Origin of the sequence: Paracoccus laeviglucosivorans (assembly GCF_900182695.1) — a bacterium.
GTDB classification, from domain to species: domain Bacteria; phylum Pseudomonadota; class Alphaproteobacteria; order Rhodobacterales; family Rhodobacteraceae; genus Paracoccus; species Paracoccus laeviglucosivorans.
Window position 1 is genome coordinate 1 of record NZ_FXTK01000025.1, and the last position, 18,818, is coordinate 18,818.

The 18,818-nt window shown below is 63.4% G+C and carries 21 protein-coding genes; 5 read left to right on the forward strand and 16 right to left on the reverse strand.

Annotated elements, in window-relative coordinates; all coding sequences use genetic code 11:
• The 10 genes from FN835_RS18230 to FN835_RS18275 all read right to left on the reverse strand — a co-directional run.
• Positions 1–698 (reverse strand): electron transfer flavoprotein subunit beta/FixA family protein (locus FN835_RS18230; protein WP_142664670.1); only part of this gene is annotated, 698 nt, incomplete at its 3' end.
• An 8-nt stretch (positions 699–706) separates the two neighbouring features.
• Positions 707–1,453 (reverse strand): amino acid ABC transporter ATP-binding protein, encoded by a 747-nt coding sequence (locus tag FN835_RS18235; protein ID WP_142664671.1) that lies wholly within the window; start codon positions 1,451–1,453, stop codon positions 707–709.
• A 24-nt stretch (positions 1,454–1,477) separates the two neighbouring features.
• On the reverse strand, positions 1,478–2,185 hold the full coding sequence (locus tag FN835_RS18240) for an amino acid ABC transporter permease (protein WP_142664672.1): 708 nt from the start codon (positions 2,183–2,185) through the stop codon (positions 1,478–1,480).
• 38 nt (positions 2,186–2,223) lie between these two features.
• Entirely contained in the window at positions 2,224–3,066 is an 843-nt protein-coding gene (locus FN835_RS18245) for an ABC transporter substrate-binding protein (RefSeq protein ID WP_142664673.1), read from the reverse strand.
• Positions 3,067–3,155: 89 nt separating this feature from the next.
• The gene (locus FN835_RS18250; protein WP_142664674.1) at positions 3,156–3,476 is read right to left on the reverse strand and encodes a DUF4286 family protein; all 321 of its coding nucleotides are present in this window, start codon (positions 3,474–3,476) and stop codon (positions 3,156–3,158) included.
• Between the two features lie 3 nt (positions 3,477–3,479).
• Positions 3,480–4,424 carry a dihydrodipicolinate synthase family protein gene (locus FN835_RS18255; protein WP_142664675.1) on the reverse strand — a complete coding sequence of 315 codons (945 nt, stop codon included), beginning with the start codon at positions 4,422–4,424 and terminating at the stop codon, positions 3,480–3,482.
• 12 nt (positions 4,425–4,436) lie between these two features.
• The gene (locus tag FN835_RS18260; RefSeq protein WP_142664676.1) at positions 4,437–4,874 is read right to left on the reverse strand and encodes a MaoC family dehydratase; all 438 of its coding nucleotides are present in this window, start codon (positions 4,872–4,874) and stop codon (positions 4,437–4,439) included.
• The gene (locus tag FN835_RS18265) at positions 4,867–5,280 is read right to left on the reverse strand and encodes a MaoC/PaaZ C-terminal domain-containing protein (RefSeq protein WP_221930476.1); all 414 of its coding nucleotides are present in this window, start codon (positions 5,278–5,280) and stop codon (positions 4,867–4,869) included. The genes FN835_RS18260 and FN835_RS18265 overlap by 8 nt, the downstream gene beginning before the upstream one ends.
• Before the next feature lie 2 nt (positions 5,281–5,282).
• Positions 5,283–6,455 (reverse strand): acyl-CoA dehydrogenase family protein, encoded by a 1,173-nt coding sequence (locus FN835_RS18270; protein ID WP_142664678.1) that lies wholly within the window; start codon positions 6,453–6,455, stop codon positions 5,283–5,285.
• A gap of 33 nt (positions 6,456–6,488) precedes the next feature.
• On the reverse strand, positions 6,489–7,670 hold the full coding sequence (locus tag FN835_RS18275; protein WP_142664679.1) for a CaiB/BaiF CoA transferase family protein: 1,182 nt from the start codon (positions 7,668–7,670) through the stop codon (positions 6,489–6,491).
• A 202-nt stretch (positions 7,671–7,872) separates the two neighbouring features.
• Here FN835_RS18275 and FN835_RS18280 point away from each other — a divergent pair, with 202 nt between their 5' ends.
• On the forward strand, positions 7,873–8,793 hold the full coding sequence (locus tag FN835_RS18280) for a LysR family transcriptional regulator (protein WP_142664680.1): 921 nt from the start codon (positions 7,873–7,875) through the stop codon (positions 8,791–8,793).
• A 3-nt stretch (positions 8,794–8,796) separates the two neighbouring features.
• Here FN835_RS18280 and FN835_RS18285 read toward each other — a convergent pair whose 3' ends face one another.
• From FN835_RS18285 to FN835_RS18310, 6 genes are all read right to left on the reverse strand, one after another.
• Complete coding sequence (locus FN835_RS18285) at positions 8,797–10,323, reverse strand: AMP-binding protein (RefSeq protein WP_142664681.1); 1,527 nt, start codon at positions 10,321–10,323, stop codon at positions 8,797–8,799.
• A gap of 172 nt (positions 10,324–10,495) precedes the next feature.
• Positions 10,496–11,587, reverse strand: coding sequence for an LLM class flavin-dependent oxidoreductase (locus tag FN835_RS18290; protein WP_142664682.1), 1,092 nt, complete (start codon positions 11,585–11,587; stop codon positions 10,496–10,498).
• Between the two features lie 12 nt (positions 11,588–11,599).
• Positions 11,600–12,055, reverse strand: a complete 456-nt coding sequence (locus tag FN835_RS18295; RefSeq protein ID WP_142664683.1) for a cupin domain-containing protein — start codon at positions 12,053–12,055, stop codon at positions 11,600–11,602.
• A 19-nt stretch (positions 12,056–12,074) separates the two neighbouring features.
• On the reverse strand, positions 12,075–12,806 hold the full coding sequence (locus FN835_RS18300) for an ABC transporter ATP-binding protein (RefSeq protein ID WP_142664684.1): 732 nt from the start codon (positions 12,804–12,806) through the stop codon (positions 12,075–12,077).
• Entirely contained in the window at positions 12,779–13,609 is an 831-nt protein-coding gene (locus FN835_RS18305; RefSeq protein WP_142664685.1) for an ABC transporter permease subunit, read from the reverse strand. The genes FN835_RS18300 and FN835_RS18305 overlap by 28 nt, the downstream gene beginning before the upstream one ends.
• Positions 13,606–14,565 carry an ABC transporter substrate-binding protein gene (locus FN835_RS18310; protein ID WP_142664686.1) on the reverse strand — a complete coding sequence of 320 codons (960 nt, stop codon included), beginning with the start codon at positions 14,563–14,565 and terminating at the stop codon, positions 13,606–13,608. Before FN835_RS18310 ends, FN835_RS18305 begins: the two co-directional genes overlap by 4 nt.
• Positions 14,566–14,897: 332 nt before the next feature.
• Here FN835_RS18310 and FN835_RS18315 point away from each other — a divergent pair, with 332 nt between their 5' ends.
• From FN835_RS18315 to FN835_RS18330, 4 genes are all read left to right on the forward strand, one after another.
• The gene (locus FN835_RS18315; protein WP_221930477.1) at positions 14,898–15,734 is read left to right on the forward strand and encodes an ABC transporter permease subunit; all 837 of its coding nucleotides are present in this window, start codon (positions 14,898–14,900) and stop codon (positions 15,732–15,734) included.
• A 1-nt stretch (position 15,735) separates the two neighbouring features.
• Positions 15,736–16,413: an ABC transporter ATP-binding protein gene (locus tag FN835_RS18320; protein WP_142664687.1), complete on the forward strand. Its 678-nt coding sequence runs from the start codon at positions 15,736–15,738 to the stop codon at positions 16,411–16,413.
• Between the two features lie 71 nt (positions 16,414–16,484).
• Entirely contained in the window at positions 16,485–17,462 is a 978-nt protein-coding gene (locus FN835_RS18325; RefSeq protein WP_142664688.1) for an NrtA/SsuA/CpmA family ABC transporter substrate-binding protein, read from the forward strand.
• 3 nt (positions 17,463–17,465) lie between these two features.
• Positions 17,466–18,815, forward strand: coding sequence for an NtaA/DmoA family FMN-dependent monooxygenase (locus FN835_RS18330; protein ID WP_142664689.1), 1,350 nt, complete (start codon positions 17,466–17,468; stop codon positions 18,813–18,815).
• The last annotated feature ends 3 nt before the right edge of the window (positions 18,816–18,818 follow it).

Consider the following 18,818-nt stretch of genomic DNA (forward strand, 5'->3'; position numbering starts at 1 on the left):
CCCGCCTTGCGGCCCTCGGGCTCGCGCGTCGAGACGATTTCCAGCCGCGGCGCGACATCGACGCCGTAATCGCCGGGGGTCTTTTCCTCCAGCGGCTTCTTCTTGGCCTTCATGATGTTGGGCAGCGAGGCATAGCGCGGCTCATTCAGGCGCAGGTCGGCGGTGACCACGGCGGGCAGGCCCACCTCGATCGTCTGCAGACCGCCATCGACTTCGCGCGTGACGCGGACCTTGCCGCCGTCGAGTTCCAGCTTGCTGGCGAAGGTCGCCTGACCCCAGCCCAGCAGCGCCGCCAGCATCTGGCCGGTGGCGTTCATGTCGTTGTCGATGGCCTGCTTGCCCGCGATGACCAGCTGCGCGCCTTCGGCTTTCGCCACGGCGGCCAGGATCTTGGCCACGGCCAGAGGTTCGATATCGGTCGCGGCATCATCGGCGGCGACCACCAGGATCGCGCGGTCGGCACCCATCGCCAGCGCGGTGCGCAGCGTTTCCTGCGCCTGTTTCACGCCGATGCTGACGGCGATCACTTCTTCGGCCTTGCCCGCCTCTTTCAGGCGGATCGCCTCTTCGACCGCGATCTCGTCGAAGGGGTTCATCGACATCTTGACGTTCGCAAGATCAACGCCCGACCCATCCGCCTTCACGCGGGCCTTCACGTTGTAGTCGATCACGCGCTTCACGGGCACGAGGAGTTTCATCAGGGGCCTCAGTGGATGATTTGCGACAGGAATTGGCGGGCGCGGTCAGTCTGGGGATTGCCGAAGAATTCGTCCGGGCGGCCCTGTTCCATGATGCTGCCGCGATCCATGAAGACCACGCGATCCGCGACTTCGCGGGCAAAGCCCATTTCGTGGGTGACGCAGATCATCGTCATGCCTTCGCCCGCCAGCGTCTTCATCGTTTCCAGCACTTCCTTGACCATTTCGGGGTCCAGCGCCGAGGTGGGTTCGTCGAACAGCATGATCCCCGGCTGCATGCAAAGCGACCTTGCGATGGCCGCGCGCTGCTGCTGACCGCCGGACAATTGCGATGGGTATTTCCCGGCCTGATCCCCGATGCGGACCTTGGCCAGCAGTTCCATCGCGCGGGCCTCGGCCTCGGCACGGGACAGTTTCAGCGTGGTGCGCGGCGCGATGGTGCAGTTGTCAAGGATCGTCATATGCGGGAACAGGTTGAAGTTCTGAAACACCATGCCGGTCACCGAACGGACCTGCGCGATGCTGTCGGCGCTGCGGTCCAGCTTGATGCCGTTGACCACGATCTGGCCGCCGTCATGTTGTTCGATATGGTTGATGCAGCGGATCAGGGTCGATTTCCCCGAACCCGAGGGGCCACAGATCACGACCTTTTCGCCTGCCGCAATCTCAAGGTTGACGTCGTTCAGGGCCGCGAAATCACCGAAGCGTTTCATGACGCCAGCCAGTCGGACGGCAGGAACGGGAGGATTGTTCATAGCTATATTCCTTGTCCGGGTGGCTTAGCGGCGCAGAAAGCCAAGACGTTTTGCACTGGCGGCGGCAGGGACCGAGCGACCGAAATGGCTTTCCAGTCGGGCCTGCACAATGTCCCACAGGCTGGTCAGGATCAGATAATAGATGGTCGCTGCGGCATAGACCTCAAGCACTTGGAACTGCTCCTGCATCAGCAGATCGCTGCGGCGCATGATCTCCTCGACCGAGATGACCGAGGCCAGCGAAGTGGCCTTCAGCAGCCCATTGATCGAGTTGCCCAGCGGCGGGACCATCAGGCGGAACGCCTGCGGCAGTGTCACCCGCCAAAAGATCGTGCGGCGGCTGAGGTTCAGTGACCAGCCCGCTTCGGTCTGGCCCTTGGGGACGGCCAGAAAGCCGGTGCGGACGATTTCGGCCATATAGGACGCTTCGTTCAGAATAAGGCCCAGCAGCGCCGATTGCAGAACGCTTAGCTTGATGCCGAACAGCGGCAGCCCCGCATAGATCACCACAAGCTGGATCAGCAGCGGCGTGCCGCGAAAGAACCAGATGTAGAAGCGGGCCGGGAATGCCAGCAGCGGTTTGCCGGACATGCGCATCAGCGCGATGATCATGCCCAGGCAAAGGCCGCCGATGACGGCCGCCACGGTCAGGCCGATCGTGACTCCGACGCCCCCGATCAGGAAGCTGTTGAAAAGATAGTTCACGAAGGCGTCGAAGTTGAAGATCGGCATCTGCAGGGCTTTCGTTCAAAGGTTCCGCGCGTTCGGCATCACTGAGCCGGACCGGGGCCGGCGATTTCCAGCGGTTCGTCTTGTGCCAGCGGCGTCAGGCTGAATTTCTGAAACAGCGCATCATAGCTGCCATCCTTGCGCATGTCGTTCAGCGCGGTGACGATCGCATCGGCCACCGCCTTGTCGCGGAATGCCAGCGTGGCACGGGTCTTGCCCAGTCCCGACAGCACCTCTTTGACCTGACCGCGCCCGACCAGATCGCGGGCCACGCTATCGACCAGCACGGCATTGTCCACCTGACGCGCGCGCAGGGCGGCGACGACATTGCTGGCGGTCGGGAATGAGCGGACCTCGACGGCGGACTTGCCCTCGGCGGCGGCCGCGTCGCTGAATTTCTTCAGCCATGCCATCTGGTAACTGTTCACCTCGACCGCCGAGGATTTGCCAAGCAGGTCCTGATCGCCCGCCATCTGCACATCGCTGTCGGGCAAAACCGCGACCGAGATCGATTGCTGGCTATAGGGCACGGTATACATCAGCTTGGAGCGTTCTTCGTTCCAGAACATGCCGGTGTTCAGCCCGTCGATCCGGCCTGCATTCATCGCCGGGATCATGGCGGGGAAATCCATGCGCACCAGTTCGATCTGGATGCACAGCCGCTTGGCGATCTCGGCGGCCAGTTCGACGTTAAGGCCCTGCAATTCGCCTTTTTCATCGACGAATTGCTGCGGCGGGTTCGTCGGGTTGATCGACAGCATCAGCTTGCCCGGCTCGACCAGATGTTTGTCGGAAATGGCCGGGGTGCAGGTCTGCGCGGCGACAGGCCCCGCGACGGCAAGAAAGGCGGCGGCCAGCACAGCGGCGCCAAGGGTCGGTTTCATCTTCATATCTCCATGTCGGGTCATGCGGCCGTTGTCCGGTCCGTCATCTGCTTTGGAAAACCCTGGCGGTGCGCCCGCCAGGGGGCAGTTCAAACCGCCTCGTCGAATCTTTCCGAGATAGGACGAAGCTGGATCCGGGTGAAGTTCCTTACATGCGGGGTAAAGGGACCAAAGCCCTTTACCCGGTGGAACTCGGGCGTGTCGAAGGCCCATTCGCCATCGACTTCGTAAAGTGCGGCATAGCGCGGCCCGTCACCCAGCGAAAGGAAGCGGCGGGCGCTGCGCCAGCCGGGGCAGGCCAGCAGGTCCGGGAAATGCTGTTCGACATACCAGCGGCTGAAGGCGTCTTCGTGTTCGGGATCGATGTCGACCCGGACGATATGCCAGAAGCTTTCATCATCGGCATCCATCGCCTACGCCTCCTGCCGCAGCAGACCGGCCTGTTCCAGACCGGCAAGGATGCGGGCCTCGACCTCGGGCAGGATCGGCATCAGGGGTGCGCGGGGGTGGTCATGCGCGATGATGCCCATGGCCTTCAGGCCGGTCTTCATGCGGGTGTGCATGTCCATGACGGGCGCTTCGTGATAGATCGCGCGGACTACCGGATACAGCCGGTCATTGGCTTGGCGCAGCGCCGCCAGATCGCCCGCGCGATGGGCCGCCCACAGATCCGCGAACAGGCCCGGCACAAGGCTGATCAGCCCCGACAGGATACCCTGACACCCGATCGCCAGTTGCGGCAGGAACCAGTTGTAGTTCGAGGCCAGCACCGCCACATCTGGCGCGGCCTTGGCCAGCGCGCGGACGTTTTCGTCATAGGCCAGGATCGTGTCGCTGCCTTCCTTGACCGCGATGACCTGCGGAATGGTGGCAAGTTCGGCCAGCACCTGCGTGCCATAGCCCAGCCCCGAGGTTACCGGATACTCGAACAGCGACACCGGGATCGAGATCGCGTCGGCAATCGCCCGGATATAGGCGCTGGGGGCGCGGGCCGTCAGCGACGCGCCGCCGCCCAGCGGAATGGCCGGGAAGATCACGGCGCAATCCGCGCCCTCGGCCTCGGCCAGCTTGGCCTGCGCGATGGCGTCGGTGGTGCAATGGGCGATGACGCCTGCCAGCAGGGGTTTGGCACCGATGCGGGCGCGGGTGCGGCGGATGACCTCGCGCCGTTCGTCGTCAGACAGCGCGCCGCCTTCGCCCGCATGTCCGTTCACCAGAACCGCCGCGATGCTGTCGGGGGTGGCGCAGTAATCCAGCACGGCATCGTAGCCGTCCCAGTCGATGGAAAGATCCTGGTGAAACGGCAGCACGGTCGCGACCGTCAGCCCGTGCAGATCCTTGCCTGTCAGTTTCGTCATCGGCTTTTCCTTTCAGGCAGCAGCAGGTTTGCGGCGGGGGAATTTCAGGGTGGCGCGCGCCTTCAACACCTCGGTGCCCTGTTCGTTCGTGGCGCTGGCTTCCCAGATGATGGTGCGGTTTTCCTCGATCTTTTCGGCGATCCAGACCGAAAAGCTGATCGTGTCGCCGTAAAAGACCGGACCGGTGAACCAGAAGCGGTCCTCGATGGACACGCCGATGGTGCCGACCAGTTCCGCCGTCAGGATCGAGGTGCAGATGCCCGCGACCATGATCCCCGGCGCCAGCCGCTGGCCGAAACGGGTGGCACCCGCATAGGCCTGATCGACATGGACCGGACCGAAATCGCCGGTGGCTGCGATGTACAGCGCGCCGTCCGCCTCGGTTACGGTCTTGGCCAGCACCACCCGATCGCCGACCGACAGATCGTCGAAGGAAATCGGGTCATACATCGGCACGGTCCCCGGCAAAGGGCACCAGCACCGCCTCGCCGGTGGCGACGATTTGGGCGTCGGGATTGCGGCGGATCTCGATGCTGCAGGTCGCGGTCCCGCCGTCCAGCGCGGTGACGCGGGCCAGTGCTTCGACCGACTGGCCGACGCCCACGGGGGTCGCGAAATCAAAGGCGATGCGCCCAATGCGGCGACCCGATCCGCCAAGGCGGCTCAGCGCGGTGGTGGCCAGCGCCCCCACAGCCAGTTCGAAAGCGACGGGGCCGTCAGCCCCTTCGGCGCGGGCGCGCAGGGCATCGACGTAAAGCCCGCCCATATTGCCGCTGATGCCGGTGAACATGGCCTGTTCGGCCACCGTCATGGTCTTGCGAAAGGAAAATTCCTGTCCGACGGTCAGTTGATCCATCGTCATGCCTCCAGAAAGTCGAAACCGTGTTTGATCGTGGCGCGGGCGACCAGCATCCGGTGAATCTCGGACGTGCCGTCATAGATCCGCGTCACGCGGGCGTCGCGATACATCCGCTCCAACGGCATTTCCTTGGTAAAGCCCATGCCGCCAAAGACCTGAATGGCGCGGTCCACCACGCGGCCCTGCATCTCGGACGCGGCGATCTTCACGGCGGACACCTTGGTGCGCACATCGCGGCCCTGATCCAGTTCCCATGCGGTGTTCAGCACCATCATCTTGACGCCGAAAATCTCAATGGCGCTGTCCGCGATCAGCTTTTGCACCATCTGGAAATCGCCGATGGGCTTGCCGAATTGCTGGCGGTCGGCCGCATAGCGGCGCATCAGGTCCAGTGCACGGGTCGCCATGCCGACGGCACGCGCGCCGATATGGGCCAGCCGGATTTCCTGCACGCTGTTCATGATCAGGCCAAAGCCGCCGCCCACCTCGCCCAGGACCGCATCTGCGGGGATGCGGCAGTCCTCGAACGCCAGTTCGGCGTGGCCATAACCGCGATGGCCCATCATCGGCTGGGTCCGCGCGACCTTGAAACCGGGCGTGCCCTTATCGACCAGGAACAGGGTGATCCCGCCGCGCGCCCGCTTTTCCTTGTCGGTCAGGGCCATGACGATGACGTAATCGGCAATGTCGCCATCGCTGATGAAATGCTTGGTGCCGTTGATGACCCATTCGTCACCGTCCAGCCGCGCGGTCGTGGAGATCGAGGCGGCGTCGGACCCGGCCCCCGGCTCGGTGATGGCCATGGCGCAGATCTTTTCGCCGCGGACGGTCGGCAGCAGATATTTCTCGCGCTGGTCGCCCTTGCAGGCCATCAGCATCGGGTAGACCTGACCAAAGACCCGGCGGATCAGCGCGTCCGAGGTCTTGCCCAGCTCTTCCTCGACCAGGCAGTGATCGACGCAGCTCAGGCCACCGCCGCCGACCTCTTCGGGCATGTTCATCGCAAACAATCCCAGGGATTGCGCCTTGGACTTGACGGTTGCCAGCTTGTCTGCGGGCACGCGGGCGGTTTCCTCGACCTCGGTTTCCAGCGGCTGGACTTCGGTTTCGACAAAGCGGCGAACCGTGTCGATCAGCAGGCGGGATTCCTCGGGCAGCGAAAAGTCGATCATGGATGGATTCCGGTCTTGGGGGTGTCGTGGCGGTCAGGCGACTGCGCGGTCCGCGATCAGGCGGGCGATGTCGTCGGGGCTGTAGCCGGCTTCGGCCAGAATTTCGGCGGTCTGCGCGCCCAAGGGCTGCGGCGGCAGCCGCACATCGGGCGATGCGCCGTCATAACGCGCGGGGTGCATGACCATGGTGATCGGCTGGCCCGAGGCGCTGTCGCAGGTCTTGAACGCGCCAAGGTGGCGCAGTTGCGGATCGTCCTGCAGTGCGTCGTAATCCTGCACCGGCGCGTGCCAGACGCCCGCCAGTTCCAGATCGGGCAGCCATTCCGCCGTGGTGCGGGTGACAAGGCGGGCAGCGACCAGCCGCGTGATGTCTTCGCGCCGGGCAAAGCTGTCCTGTGGGCCGAAGGCTGCCAGTTCCGGGCAATCCAGCCCATTGGCCAGCGCGGCGGGGGTCGCCATGGAAATCGCGATATGCCCGTCCGCCGTGGCGTGGATGCCATAGGGGCCGGGGCTGAACCACGACGCGATCCCGGCGGTGCCGCGCGAGGTGGGGCTTTCCGCCCCGTTCAGCCAGGCGGTCAGCGGTTCGACCTGCAAGTCCAGCGCGGCTTGATACAGGTTCACCTCGACCAGACGGCCTTGGCCGGTGGCGTTGCGCGCCACGACTGCGGCAAGGATGCCAAGCGCATAGATGCTGGCCGCGTGCTGATCGACGATGACCGAGCCAACGGCAGTCGGCGCGCCATTGGCCTGACCCGTCCGCGCCGCCAGTCCCGACAGCGCCTGCAACAGCAGATCCTGTCCGGCGCGGTCCTTCCACGGACCATCGGTGCCGAAGCCCGAGGACACCGCATAGATCAGGCGGGGGTTGATCTTCTTCAAATCCTCATAGCCCAGACCCAGCCGTGCCATGGTGCCGGGGCGGAAATTCTCCATCACCACATCGGCGTCCTGCACCAGCTTGCGCACGGCGGCGACGCCTTCGGGGTTCTTCAGGTCGATTACGATGGAACGCTTGTTTCGGCCTGTGGCGATGTGGTTGACGCTGTCATCGCCGACAAAGCGGTTGGCGACGGCCCAGTTGCGCTGGAACGCGCCGCCCGGCGGTTCCACGGCGATCACATCGGCGCCCAGATCGCCCAGAATTTGTGCCGCCAGCGGCCCCGCCAGATAGTGATTGAAGCTAAGGACGCGCAGCCCGGACAGCAGTTCCATGTCGTTCTTCCCTGTGCTGCCCCTTGTCGGTGGGGCTTTCTTGGGACCGACTATCCGCCCGCCATGCCATTCCGGCAATATGCATATTGATTATGTTTAATGCCGTATGTATTTGTTGGATGAATACATTTCGCTGTAATCAATCCGCTTTTTTAACAGGCAGTTTGATAAGCTTCGTCATCACGCAGCCAAAGGAACAGGCATGAACCTACGCCAGTTGGAGATTTTTCGGGCGGTCGTGCGCTATCGTTCGACAGTTGCCGCAGCCGAGGCGCTTGGCATGTCCCAGCCTGCTGTCAGTAATGCCTTAAAAAGCATCGAGACCTCGCTTGGCTTTCTGCTGTTCGAACGGGCGAATAAGCGGATGACGCCGACGCCCGAAGCGATGATCCTGCTGAACGAGGCCGAACCGCTGTTCAGGATGCAGGAGGTGATCAACCAAACCGCTGCGCATCTGCGTTCCGGCAAGAAGGGATTGCTGCGTGTGGCGGCCACGTCCGAGCTTTCCGAATCTCTGCTGCCCCGCGTCATCTCGCGCTTCTGGAGCGGGCATGAGGGGGTCGAGCTGTCTTTGGAAACCCAGCGGCTTGATACGATCATGGAGCAGGTCGAAAGCGGCATGGTCGATCTGGGCCTCGCGATGGAGCCGCATCCACGCGCCACGCTGGAAATCACGCCTCTGGCCCGCCTTGGCATGGTTTGCGCCTGTCATGAGACCAGCCCGCTGGCTGCATTGGATCAGGTCCGGCCTGCGGATATGGCGGGGCAGACGATGATCAACGCCCGCACCTCCAGCCGCATCCTTGGGCTGGTTCTGGACGCATTCCGCGCCGAAAGCGTGCCTTACCAATCCGCGATGGATGTCCGCTTTATGAACGTCGCCGGGCATTTCGTCGAGGAGGGGCTGGGCGTGACCATCATGGATGAACTGACCGCCTCCTCGGCCCGGTTCATGGCGCTGCGGGCGATCCCGTTTCTGCCGCGCGTGGAAATCGAATTGTCGGCGATCATCCAGCTGGATCGCAGCCATCACGTGCTGATCCAATCGTTCCTGTCCCATATCCGGGCCGAGATTGCATCGCGCGGGATCGCCGTGCCCGATCCCCGGACACGGCAGGGCTGATCGTCAGGCCGAGGCCAGCGCCGCGTTTTCGGCCATCTGCAACGCCTTGCGGCGGATCTTGCCGAAACCGTCGCGCGGCAGCGCGGGCAGGACGCGGATGCGCTTGGGCAATTCGCTGCGTTCCAGCCGGTCGGTCAGGAACCGCGTCAGATCGGCGGGGGCTTCGGTCCGGGCCGGATCGGCCAGCGCGATCAATGCGGTGACCGCCTGTCCCCAGTCGCGATCCTCGGTCCCGAAAACGACGGCATCCACGATCTCGGGATGGGCCAGCAGCGCGGCCTCGACCCGTTCGGGATGGACCTTCAGCCCGCCGGTGTTGATCACATCATCGCGGCGTCCCGCAAGGTAAAGATAGCCTTCCGAGTCCAGCCAGCCCATGTCGCCCACGCATTGAAAGCCGTCGGCATCCCGGCGCGGTTGGGCGGCGTCCTTGCCGATATAGCGGCTGCGTCCGCGAATATCGTCGGGATACATGAACACCTCGCCCAACTCGCCGGGGTCCAGCAGGCGGCCATCCTCGGGGTCGCGGATGCGGATCTGCGTCTCGAACCCACGCCCGACCGAGCCGCGATGTGCCAGCCATTCAGGGCCGGTGATGACGGTCTGGCCGGTATTCTCGCCCGAGCCATACATCTCGAACACCCGGTCCGCGCCCATGATGTCGATCCATTCCTGTTTCAGCCAGATCGGGCAGGGGGCGGCGGTGTGGTAAAGCGCGTGCAGCGACTGCAGGGGCGTGGCATCAATCACACCCGCCGCGTCGCGCGGCATGGCATCCAGCAGCCGCACCAGCATGGTGGGCACGGTCAGCAGGAAGCCGACCTTGAAACGCGCCACCGTCTCAATCACGCGGGCGGCGTCGAAACGCTCCATCAGGATGGTGGTATTGCCTTCGAAAATGCCGTTCTGGGTCCATGTCAGCGGCGCGTTATGCGACATGGCCGCGCAGGTCAGCTGCACCTGATCGGTGCGGAAACCCAGCGACGGCGCGACCCGCCCCCAGCTGCGCCCCGGCTGGCGCAGATAGGGCTGGTCGTCGGCCATCAGCTTGGGCAACCCCGTCGATCCGCCCGAGGTATAGATCTTGCCCGGTCGCGAAATCAGGTCGGGCAGCGGGTCCGCCGCGGCAAGCGCCGCCCGCGTCTCAAGCTGGGCGCGATCAAGGATGCCTTCCCCGGCGGTTTCCTGAATGCATAGTTTCGCGCCGATGCGATCAATCAGGCCGTCCCGCGTCGCGGCGGGCAGCGATGGGTCCAGCCCCAGTGTCGTGGCACCCAAACGCCAGATCGCCAGCGTGGTGAAGATATGGGCGGGTATATTGCGAAGACCAAAGGCCACGACATCGCCCTGACCGACCCCTTCGGCCATCAGAACGCGGGCATAGCGATTCACATGGTCGTCCATGTCGCGCCAGGAAAAACGCTGCTCGTCCCCTTGCGCGGGCAAAAAGACCAAGGCAAGCCCGGTCTCGCGCGTGGTGGCGTGATGGGCCAGTCTTTGGCCATAGCTGAACAGGTTTTCCTGCGACATCGGTCTTGATCCTTGCATCCACCGCCGCCGACAAAGCAGCAGCCGTTTTGCGAAGGCCTGTCATTTTCCGCGGACATAGGCAACCAATCAGCCGCCAAGGTCAGGGGAATATGTCGAACGCCGCGCAAATCGCCACAAGGCGCTTAGCGCGGCGACCGATCATGCCACGATGTCACTCGGCGGCGATGGATGCGCTTTCGCCCACCAGTGCCCTGACGCGCGGAATCAGGTCACGGCCATAGAGAAAGGCATCTTCAAGTGGATCGAAGCCCCTGATCAGAAAGGTGTCGATGCCGATGCGGTGGTAATCCAGCATCGCCTCGGCCACCTGATCGGCGGTGCCGACAAGCGACGTGGAGTTGCCCGCTGCGCCCGTCAGCTTGGCCATGCCCGTCCAAAGCCGCTTGTCCAGCCGCGCGCCCTTGTCTGCGGCGGCCAGCAGGCGCCGCGACCCTTCGTTCGGAGGATTGCTGCTGCCGCCGGTCGCAATATGGCGTGTCGGTCCTTCGGCTTCGCGCAATTCGGTGGCGCGGGCCAGCAGGCGTTCGGCCTTGTCCCATGCGGCCTGTTCCGTATCGGCAAGGATGGGGCGCAGCGACAGGCTGAAGCGGGGATGACGTCCATGGGGGGCCGCTGCGGCACGGATGGCCGCGATGGTTTCGGCCACCTGCTCCAGCGTTTCGCCCCACAACGCATATGTGTCGGCATGACGCCCGGCCACCGCCACCGCAGCAGCGGAGGAGCCGCCGAAGAAGATTGGCAGATTGCGCGGCTTGACATCCGACCTTGCGCCCGCGACCCGGTAATAAGCACCGTCATAGTCAAAGGGCTCGTCGGCCTGCCACTGCAGGCGCAGGATGTCGATATATTCCGAGGTGCGGGCATAACGTTCGTCCTTGGTCAGCCAATCGCCGTCCCGCGCCATTTCGGCATCCGCCGCGCCAGTGATGATATGGACCGCCACGCGCCCGCCGGTCAGATGATCCAGCGTGGCCAACTGACGCGCCGCCAGCGTCGGCGCGACAAAGCCCGGACGGTGCGCCAACAGGAAACCCAGCCGCTCGGTCACGCTGGCAGCATATTGACCGACCAGCAGGCTTTCGGGCGAATGCGAATGAAACGCCAGCAGAACCCGGTCAAAACCGCCGTTTTCGTGGATCGAGGCCGCAGCACGAATGTGTTCGCGGTCGATGACCGGCCCGGAATAGGGGATGGTTTCGGACCCATTGCGGTTGCCGATATAGCCGATGAATTCGATGCTCATGTTGCGCCCCTTTCAGAAATACATCCATTCCGGGTCGTCCACCGCGTCCAGATCGGGCAGGTTGACGACAATTTCCTCGGTCCCGCTGCGCACCAATGCGCAATGCAGATCCTCGGTATCCGAGGCGTTCAGTTCCTGATGCGGCATATAGGGCGGGACCAGCAGGAACGAGCCCGCCTCGGCCTTGGTGATGAATTCCAGCCTTTCGCCCCAACGCATCAGAGCCGTGCCGCTGATGACGAAGATGATGCTTTCCAAGGGGCCGTGGTGATGCGCACCCGTGATTTCGCCGGGGCGGATATGGTTCGTGCCGGCCCAAAGTGCGCTGGACCCGGTGCGCCTGCCCGAAATCGCCACCTGCCGGTTCATCCCTTGCGTTTCGGGCGTGTCCTTGTCACGACCGCGCGGAGCGATGACGCGGATACCTTCGGTTTTCCAGTTGCGGGTGACTGCGACTTGTTCGTTCATAAGCCATTCCTTTCGATCGTCAGTGATGGACGCCCAGCCAGTCCAGAAACCGGCCGCGCAAATTCGCGATTGCGGGATCGGCCACATCGCGCGGGCGCGGCAGGTCGATGCGATGTTCATGGGCGATGACGCCATCCTTCATCACCAGCACGCGGTCGGCCAGAAGGGCTGCCTCCTCGACGTCATGGGTGACCAGCAGGACGGCACAGCCGTGGCGTTGCCACAATTCCGCGACCAAAGTTTGCGCCTTGATCCGCGTCAGCGCATCCAATGCGGCGAAGGGTTCATCCAGCAGCAACAGTTCGGGCGAGCGGACGAGAGCGCGCGCCAACGATGCGCGCTGCGCCTTTCCGCCCGAAAGCACCTTGGGCCAGACATCGGCGCGGTGGCTTAGCCCGACCTCGGCCAAGGCGCGTTCGGCCAACGCACGGTCCGCATTCGGCAGGCCAAGCGTGACATTGCGCCACACCTTTTTCCACGGCATCAGCCGGGGGGCCTGAAACGCCACGGCGCGGCGGGTCGGGACCTCGACCTCGCCCTGAAAATCGCGGTCCAGATTGCCAAGGATGCGCAGCAGCGTGCTTTTCCCGCAGCCCGACGCGCCCAGCAATACGATGAATTCGCCCGCGCCGATGGACAGGTCCAGATTTTGGATGACGCGCCGCCCGTCGAAGCTGCGGCTTAGCCCGGAAATGCGGACGGCATCGGGGGCCGTCGCCGCAGTTATGTGCCGGTGAACGAGGGACGCCATGACAACAGGCTCCTTTCCAGAAAGCGGACGATGAAATCGACGGCAAGGCCCAGCAGCGCATAGACGACAAGACAGACGACGATCACATCGGTCTGAAAGAACTCGCGCGCGGTGGCCATCAGATAGCCGATCCCGGCAGTGGCATTGATCTGTTCGCCAAAGACCAGCGCCAGCCAAGCCACGCCAAGCGCATAGCGAAAGCCGGTCAGGGCATTTGGCAGCGCGCCCGGAAGGATGACATGGCGCACCATGGCAGTTCTGCCCATGCCAAGCGTTCGCGCGGCTTCGACCAGATTCTGATCAACCCCGCGTATCCCAGCGTAAACATTGATATATAGCGGAAAGGCCGTCGCCAGTGCGATCAGCGCGATCTTGGGTGCCTCGCCGATGCCGAACCAGATGATCAGCAGCGGGATCAGCGCGACATTCGGGACGGTGCGCAGCATCTGCATGGGCGCATCGACCAGATCCTCGCCCAATCTTGTCAGCCCGGCTGTCACGGCCAGCAGGATCCCGATGCTGCCGCCAAGCGCCAGCCCTGCCACCACCCGCTTCAGCGAGACAAGGATCGCAGCCTGCAACTCTCCGGTTTCAAGCAGGGTGGCGGCACTGCCGATCACCGTGGACGGGGCGGCAAGGACTTCGGCGGGCAGCACGCCTGTCACCGATGCCAATTGCCACAGCACGACCATCAGCAGCGGACCCAAGGCGCGTCGAAACCCGCGCGGCACGCCGGTTCGCGCGACTGCGGGGTGCAATCGCTCCAGCTTTGGGGCGGGGCGTAAGGGCTGCATCAATGTCATTGCGAGACCACCTTAAGCGGCTCGCGTTCAATGTATTTGGACAGGTCCAGATCGCCGGAAAGCACGCCCGCTTCGACCCATGTCGCAAAGACCTGCTGCAGATCCGCCGCCAGCTTGTCGTCGATGGGCCGCCGGGTATACGAGGTCTGCTCGTCGAACATAGGCTCGACCACCTCGCGCTTTTGCTTGGTAAAGGCGGCGTAGAAGTCCAGAAACTCCTCGCGGTGGTCGCGCGACCATGCATAGGCCCGTTCCATACGATCCGCGTAATCCGCGATGGCGGCACTCCGGGCCGGATCGGCCAAGGCCTCCTCGGTCGCGGCATAGACCGAGTAACCGCTGTTTATCCCTTGGCCGTCCAGCAATATCCGCGCGCCCAGCACTCCGGTCGTGCGTGCGGTATAGATGCCCCACGTTCCCCAGGCATCGATGCTTCCCGCCTGAAACGCCGCCGAGGCATCGGTGGGTGCCAGAAAAGCCAACGTGACCTCGGACGGGGTAATACCCGCCTTTTTCAAGGCACCCAGCACCAGATAATGTGAAACGCTACCGCGCGTAGTCGGTGATATTGTCTTGCCGCGAAGATCGGAAATTGTCTGAATATCGCTGTCCTTGGGAACAAGTATGGACGTGCCCTTGCCGCCATTATTGAACGCGGCGGCAATTCTGATCTTGGAGCCGCCGGCAATTGCGCTGACGGCGGGCGAATCCGCGGAACTGCCGATGTCGATTGCGCCAGCCTTCAACGCTTCGTGCAGATTCACAGCGGCAGGATATACCGACCATTCAATGTGATAGGGCAGGTTATCCAGCAGTCCAGCAGCCTCTAGTCGCGCGCGTTCCGCGCCGACCTGATCGCCCACGCGCAGCACGACTTCTTGCGCGGACGCGGGTGCGCAAAGGCCAATCGCCATCGTCAGCATTGCACCAAATCGAGAAACTGCGGCCGCCAGCATCATATTATCCTTTCCAATGCCCTGAAGATTGCGGGTGAATGCTAGCAGTCTGCGCGGTTTATGCCGTTCCAAAGTCGCATCGGTTTAGGGAACGGTTCCTTCACGGATTCGCGGTGGGCAGATAATCTGTGCCAGCGTAAATTCAGACAAATTGCAGCACGGGAATCGCTGATAGGGGGGAACGCTACGTTCGTTCCTTGTAGCTTTTTCCAGTGAGAAAATTTCGTCTGCCCACGGGCCGGAATAGAGAATCGCGAACGCCGGAGAAATCTGTTCTATTAAAAACGATAAAGTTAGTCGTGTAAGACGAACGGACGGAAGGAACGGGTGTCGTGACCATTCAGCTTACGGAACGAAATACGATCACAGCCGCACCGCGCAAGCGCGAAAAGGCCAAGCTGACTTCGTTGCAGCTTAACGTCATCTCATGGTTGGCACCCCTTGGTTTCCTGCTGATCTGGGAGGCCGGATCGCGGCTGGGCCTGATTTCGCCGCAGGTCATGCCCGCGCCCAGTGCGGTCGCGGCGACCGGCTGGCGTCTGATTGCAAACGGCTTGCTGTTTCAGCATCTGGGGGCAAGCCTTGCCCGCGCCGCCGTAGGCTTTGCCATCGGGGGCAGCATCGGCTTTGCCCTTGGCGTGCTTGTGGGCTTTTCGCGCCTGGCCGAAGCGGTGCTGGACAGGTCCATCCAGATGATCCGCGCAATCCCTTTCCTTGCGATGCTGCCGCTGGTCATCGTCTGGTTTGGCGTGGATGAGACGGGCAAGATCTTCATGGTCTCGCTGGCCGTAATGTTCCCCATATATATCAATACAGTGCTTGGCATTCGTCAGGTGGATCCGAAGCTGCTTGAACTGGCGCGCGTGACCGGCTTGTCGTGGAAAGCCACGATCCGCCGGATCATCCTGCCGGGTGCGATGCCGTCGATCCTGACCGGCGTGCGCTATGCGCTGGCGGTAGCATGGCTGGCGCTGGTGATTGCCGAAACCATTGCGACCACCCGCGGCATCGGTTTTCTGGCGATGGACGCGCGGGAATTTCTGCAGACCAACGTGATCGTGCTGACCATCCTGATCTATGCCGCGATCGGGGTAGGGGCCGACAGTCTGGCCCGCCTGCTGGAGCGTCAGCTGCTGCGCTGGCATCCCAATTACGCCAAGGAGAGCTGATATGAGCGCCGTTTTCGTCCGTGGCCTGCGTCGTCAATATGGTGACCGCGTGGTGATCGAGAACCTGGACCTTCGCATCGGAGAAGGGGAATTCGTGGCGCTGCTGGGGGAAAGCGGCTGCGGCAAGACCACATTGCTGCGCGCGCTTGCCGGGCTGGATCCCATCGACGGCGGCCATATCGATGCGCCGGGCAAGCCTGCGGTGGTGTTTCAGGAACATCGCCTGCTGCCGTGGACGCCGCTGTGGCAGAACGTGGCACTGGGCATGGAAACACCCGAAGGCCGCAAGGCTGCCATTGCCGCGCTGCGCGAAGTCGGTCTTGCCGGACGCGAAGAGGACTGGCCGCGCAACCTGTCCGGCGGTCAGGCGCAGCGGGTCGCCCTGGCACGGGCCTTGGTACGCGAACCGAAACTGCTGCTGCTGGACGAACCCTTTGCCGCGCTGGATGCGCTGACCCGGATCAAGATGCACGTTCTGATCCGCGAACTGGTCGCCCGCCATCGCCCCGGCGTGCTGCTGGTGACGCATGACGTAGACGAAGCCGTGGCGATTGCCGACCGCATTCTGGTGATGCGGGAAGGGCGGATCGCGGCCTCATACCAAGTCGAGGGCAGCACCGGCCTTCGTGACACTTTGCTGCAGGAGCTTGGGGTCGAAAGCGACACCCGCGCCGCCTGACGCATCAAAACCAACCCAGATTTCAAGACACGGGACCGCCCGAATGGCGGAGCCATGCCGCGGAGACAGACATGACGATCAACAGACGCAATCTTATTCAGGCGACCGCCGCTTTTGGGGCCGCAGCCCTTGTCGGTCTGCCTCCGCTTGCCGTGCAGGCGCGGACCACCGACACCGTGCGGCTTGGCTGGGGCAGGGGCGGTCTGCCGCTGATCGCCAAGCAGCGCGGAGAGTTCGAAAAGCAACTGGCCGCGAAAGACATCAAGGTCGAATGGGTCGGCCCGTTCCCGAACCACGCGCCGTCCTTGCAGGCTGTGGTCGGCGGCAGCGCCGATTTCGGTTTCTGGGGCAGCACCACCCCCGCACTGGCGGCGATCCTTGCCGGATCGAACTTGGTCTTTACGCAGTTCAACGTCTACAAACCGCGCTCGACCGCGATCATCGTCAAGAAAGACAGCGGTATCGACAGCGTGGCCGATCTCAGGGGCAAAAGCATCGCCGTCAACCGCTCGGGTCTGGGCGAGTTCTTGTTGATCGCCGCGCTGGAGAAGCATGGCCTGAGCCGCAGTGATGTGACGGTGGTTTATCTGAACCCGCCGGACGCCGCCCCTGCCTTTGGTCAGGGCAAGGTCGATGCGTGGTCGATGTGGACCCCGGCGGTCGATATCGCCCGCGATCAGTTCGACGCCAAGGACATCTTCTTTGAAGGCACTGATCTGGATTTCCTGATCGACTATTCCAGCCTGGTCACCACCCGCGATTTCGCGACCGAGAATGCCGATCTGGTTCGCGCGACCATCGACGCCTATCGCACCGAGGGGCAGTGGATCAGCGAAAACCCCACCGAGGCCGAAACCATCGCGCAGGCCGAAGGGCAATATAGCGACGCCGTGCGCGACCATCTGATCGGCTATAACCGCCAGAACATCTTCTATGAGGCGGATGACGCGGCCTTCCTGACCGAATTCCAGCGCGCCGCCGACTGGTTGTCCGAGCGGGAAATCCTGCCCGGCCGCATCAATGTCGCCGACCATGTCGTAAGGGTTTAAGCCATGAACAGACCTGTCCGCCTTGGCGTCAATGTGCTGGCCTCGGGCCGCCACGATGCCGCATGGAAGACGCTGCCGGATGCGGCGACGCTTTCCACCGATATCGATGCCTTCATCCGTATCGCCAAGGTCGCGGAACGCGGCCTGATCGACGCGCTGTTTCTGGCCGACGGCCCCGGCGGGCTGGTCGAGGAAAGCTTTACCCGGCCATGGCGCGCGCTGGACCCGGTGACGCTGCTTTCCGCGCTGTCGCAGCAGACCGACCATATCGGGCTTGTGGCAACCACCTCGACCATCTTCGGCCATCCCTATGTGGTGGCGCGGCAGATCGCCTCGCTGGATCATATCTCCAAGGGGCGGGCGGCTTGGAACATCATCACCAGCCAGACGCCGGTGGCGCTGGACGCCTATGGATTGGATAAGGGCTTCAGTCAGGACGAACGCTATCAACGCGCCAAGGAATTCGCCCAGATCGTGACCGGCCTTTGGGATTCCGTGCCGCAGGATGCGGTGGTCGCCAGCGGCGATGTATTCGTCGATGAAAGCCGCCTGCGTCCCATCGACGTGCAGGGCCAGCATTTCCGTGCGCGCGGCAGCCTGTCTGCAACCGTGCCGCCGCAGGGCCGCCCGGTCATCTTTCAGGCAGGCCAGTCCGAGGACAGCAAGGCATTCGGCGCGCGCTATGCCGATGCGCTGTTTACCGGACAGCGCACCATTCAGGGTGGCCAGAAATTCTTTGCCGACGTCAAGGCGCTGGCCCGCGCGAACGGGCGCGATCCGTCGCAATTGCTGGTCATGCCGGGCCTGTTCCCGATCCTTGGCAGCACCGAGGCCGAGGCACAGCAGCGCAAGGCCGATCTGGATGCCGGGCTGGACATCGCCTTCCTGCACGGCGAACTGGCGCGGCATTTCGGGCTGACGCCGGACGACATTCCGCTGGACCGCGTTCTGCCGTTCGATCTGATCGACCGGGCCGAGCCGAATGTGCCCATCGCCTCGCGATGGCCGCGGGCGCAGATCCTGTCCGAAGCGCGTCCGGCGAACTGGACCGCGCGGCAGGCGGCGCTGTCAAATATCATCGGCGGCCATCGCATGGTGGTCGGCACGCCCGAACAGGTGGCTGACGACATCCTGAACTGGATTGATGGGGATGCGGCAGACGGCTTCAACCTGAATATCGACGTGCAGACCTCGGGGCTTGAGGACATCGTGGATCACCTGATCCCGATCCTGCAAAAGCGCGGTCGTTTCCGCACCCGATACCAAGGCCGCACGCTGCGCGACCATCTGGGGCTGGACCAATATGTGGACCCGCGGGACGTGGCCACGCGCCGCACCGGAACCAAGGATTAAGCC

Bases quoted from the DNA above. Each gene is read 5' to 3' on its own strand.
- FN835_RS18260 (WP_142664676.1), bottom strand. From the start codon at position 4,874: ATGTATGACCCGATTTCCTTCGACGATCTGTCGGTCGGCGATCGGGTG.
- FN835_RS18295 (WP_142664683.1), bottom strand. From the start codon at position 12,055: ATGAACGAACAAGTCGCAGTCACCCGCAACTGGAAAACCGAAGGTATC.
- FN835_RS18240 (WP_142664672.1), bottom strand. From the start codon at position 2,185: ATGCCGATCTTCAACTTCGACGCCTTCGTGAACTATCTTTTCAACAGC.
- FN835_RS18235 (WP_142664671.1), bottom strand. From the start codon at position 1,453: ATGAACAATCCTCCCGTTCCTGCCGTCCGACTGGCTGGCGTCATGAAA.
- FN835_RS18300 (WP_142664684.1), bottom strand. From the start codon at position 12,806: ATGGCGTCCCTCGTTCACCGGCACATAACTGCGGCGACGGCCCCCGAT.
- FN835_RS18265 (WP_221930476.1), bottom strand. From the start codon at position 5,280: ATGGATCAACTGACCGTCGGACAGGAATTTTCCTTTCGCAAGACCATG.
- FN835_RS18320 (WP_142664687.1), top strand. From the start codon at position 15,736: ATGAGCGCCGTTTTCGTCCGTGGCCTGCGTCGTCAATATGGTGACCGC.
- FN835_RS18280 (WP_142664680.1), top strand. From the start codon at position 7,873: ATGAACCTACGCCAGTTGGAGATTTTTCGGGCGGTCGTGCGCTATCGT.
- FN835_RS18305 (WP_142664685.1), bottom strand. From the start codon at position 13,609: ATGACATTGATGCAGCCCTTACGCCCCGCCCCAAAGCTGGAGCGATTG.
- FN835_RS18285 (WP_142664681.1), bottom strand. From the start codon at position 10,323: ATGTCGCAGGAAAACCTGTTCAGCTATGGCCAAAGACTGGCCCATCAC.
- FN835_RS18310 (WP_142664686.1), bottom strand. From the start codon at position 14,565: ATGCTGGCGGCCGCAGTTTCTCGATTTGGTGCAATGCTGACGATGGCG.
- FN835_RS18325 (WP_142664688.1), top strand. From the start codon at position 16,485: ATGACGATCAACAGACGCAATCTTATTCAGGCGACCGCCGCTTTTGGG.
- FN835_RS18250 (WP_142664674.1), bottom strand. From the start codon at position 3,476: ATGGATGCCGATGATGAAAGCTTCTGGCATATCGTCCGGGTCGACATC.
- FN835_RS18255 (WP_142664675.1), bottom strand. From the start codon at position 4,424: ATGACGAAACTGACAGGCAAGGATCTGCACGGGCTGACGGTCGCGACC.
- FN835_RS18245 (WP_142664673.1), bottom strand. From the start codon at position 3,066: ATGAAACCGACCCTTGGCGCCGCTGTGCTGGCCGCCGCCTTTCTTGCC.
- FN835_RS18330 (WP_142664689.1), top strand. From the start codon at position 17,466: ATGAACAGACCTGTCCGCCTTGGCGTCAATGTGCTGGCCTCGGGCCGC.
- FN835_RS18270 (WP_142664678.1), bottom strand. From the start codon at position 6,455: ATGATCGACTTTTCGCTGCCCGAGGAATCCCGCCTGCTGATCGACACG.
- FN835_RS18275 (WP_142664679.1), bottom strand. From the start codon at position 7,670: ATGGAACTGCTGTCCGGGCTGCGCGTCCTTAGCTTCAATCACTATCTG.
- FN835_RS18290 (WP_142664682.1), bottom strand. From the start codon at position 11,587: ATGAGCATCGAATTCATCGGCTATATCGGCAACCGCAATGGGTCCGAA.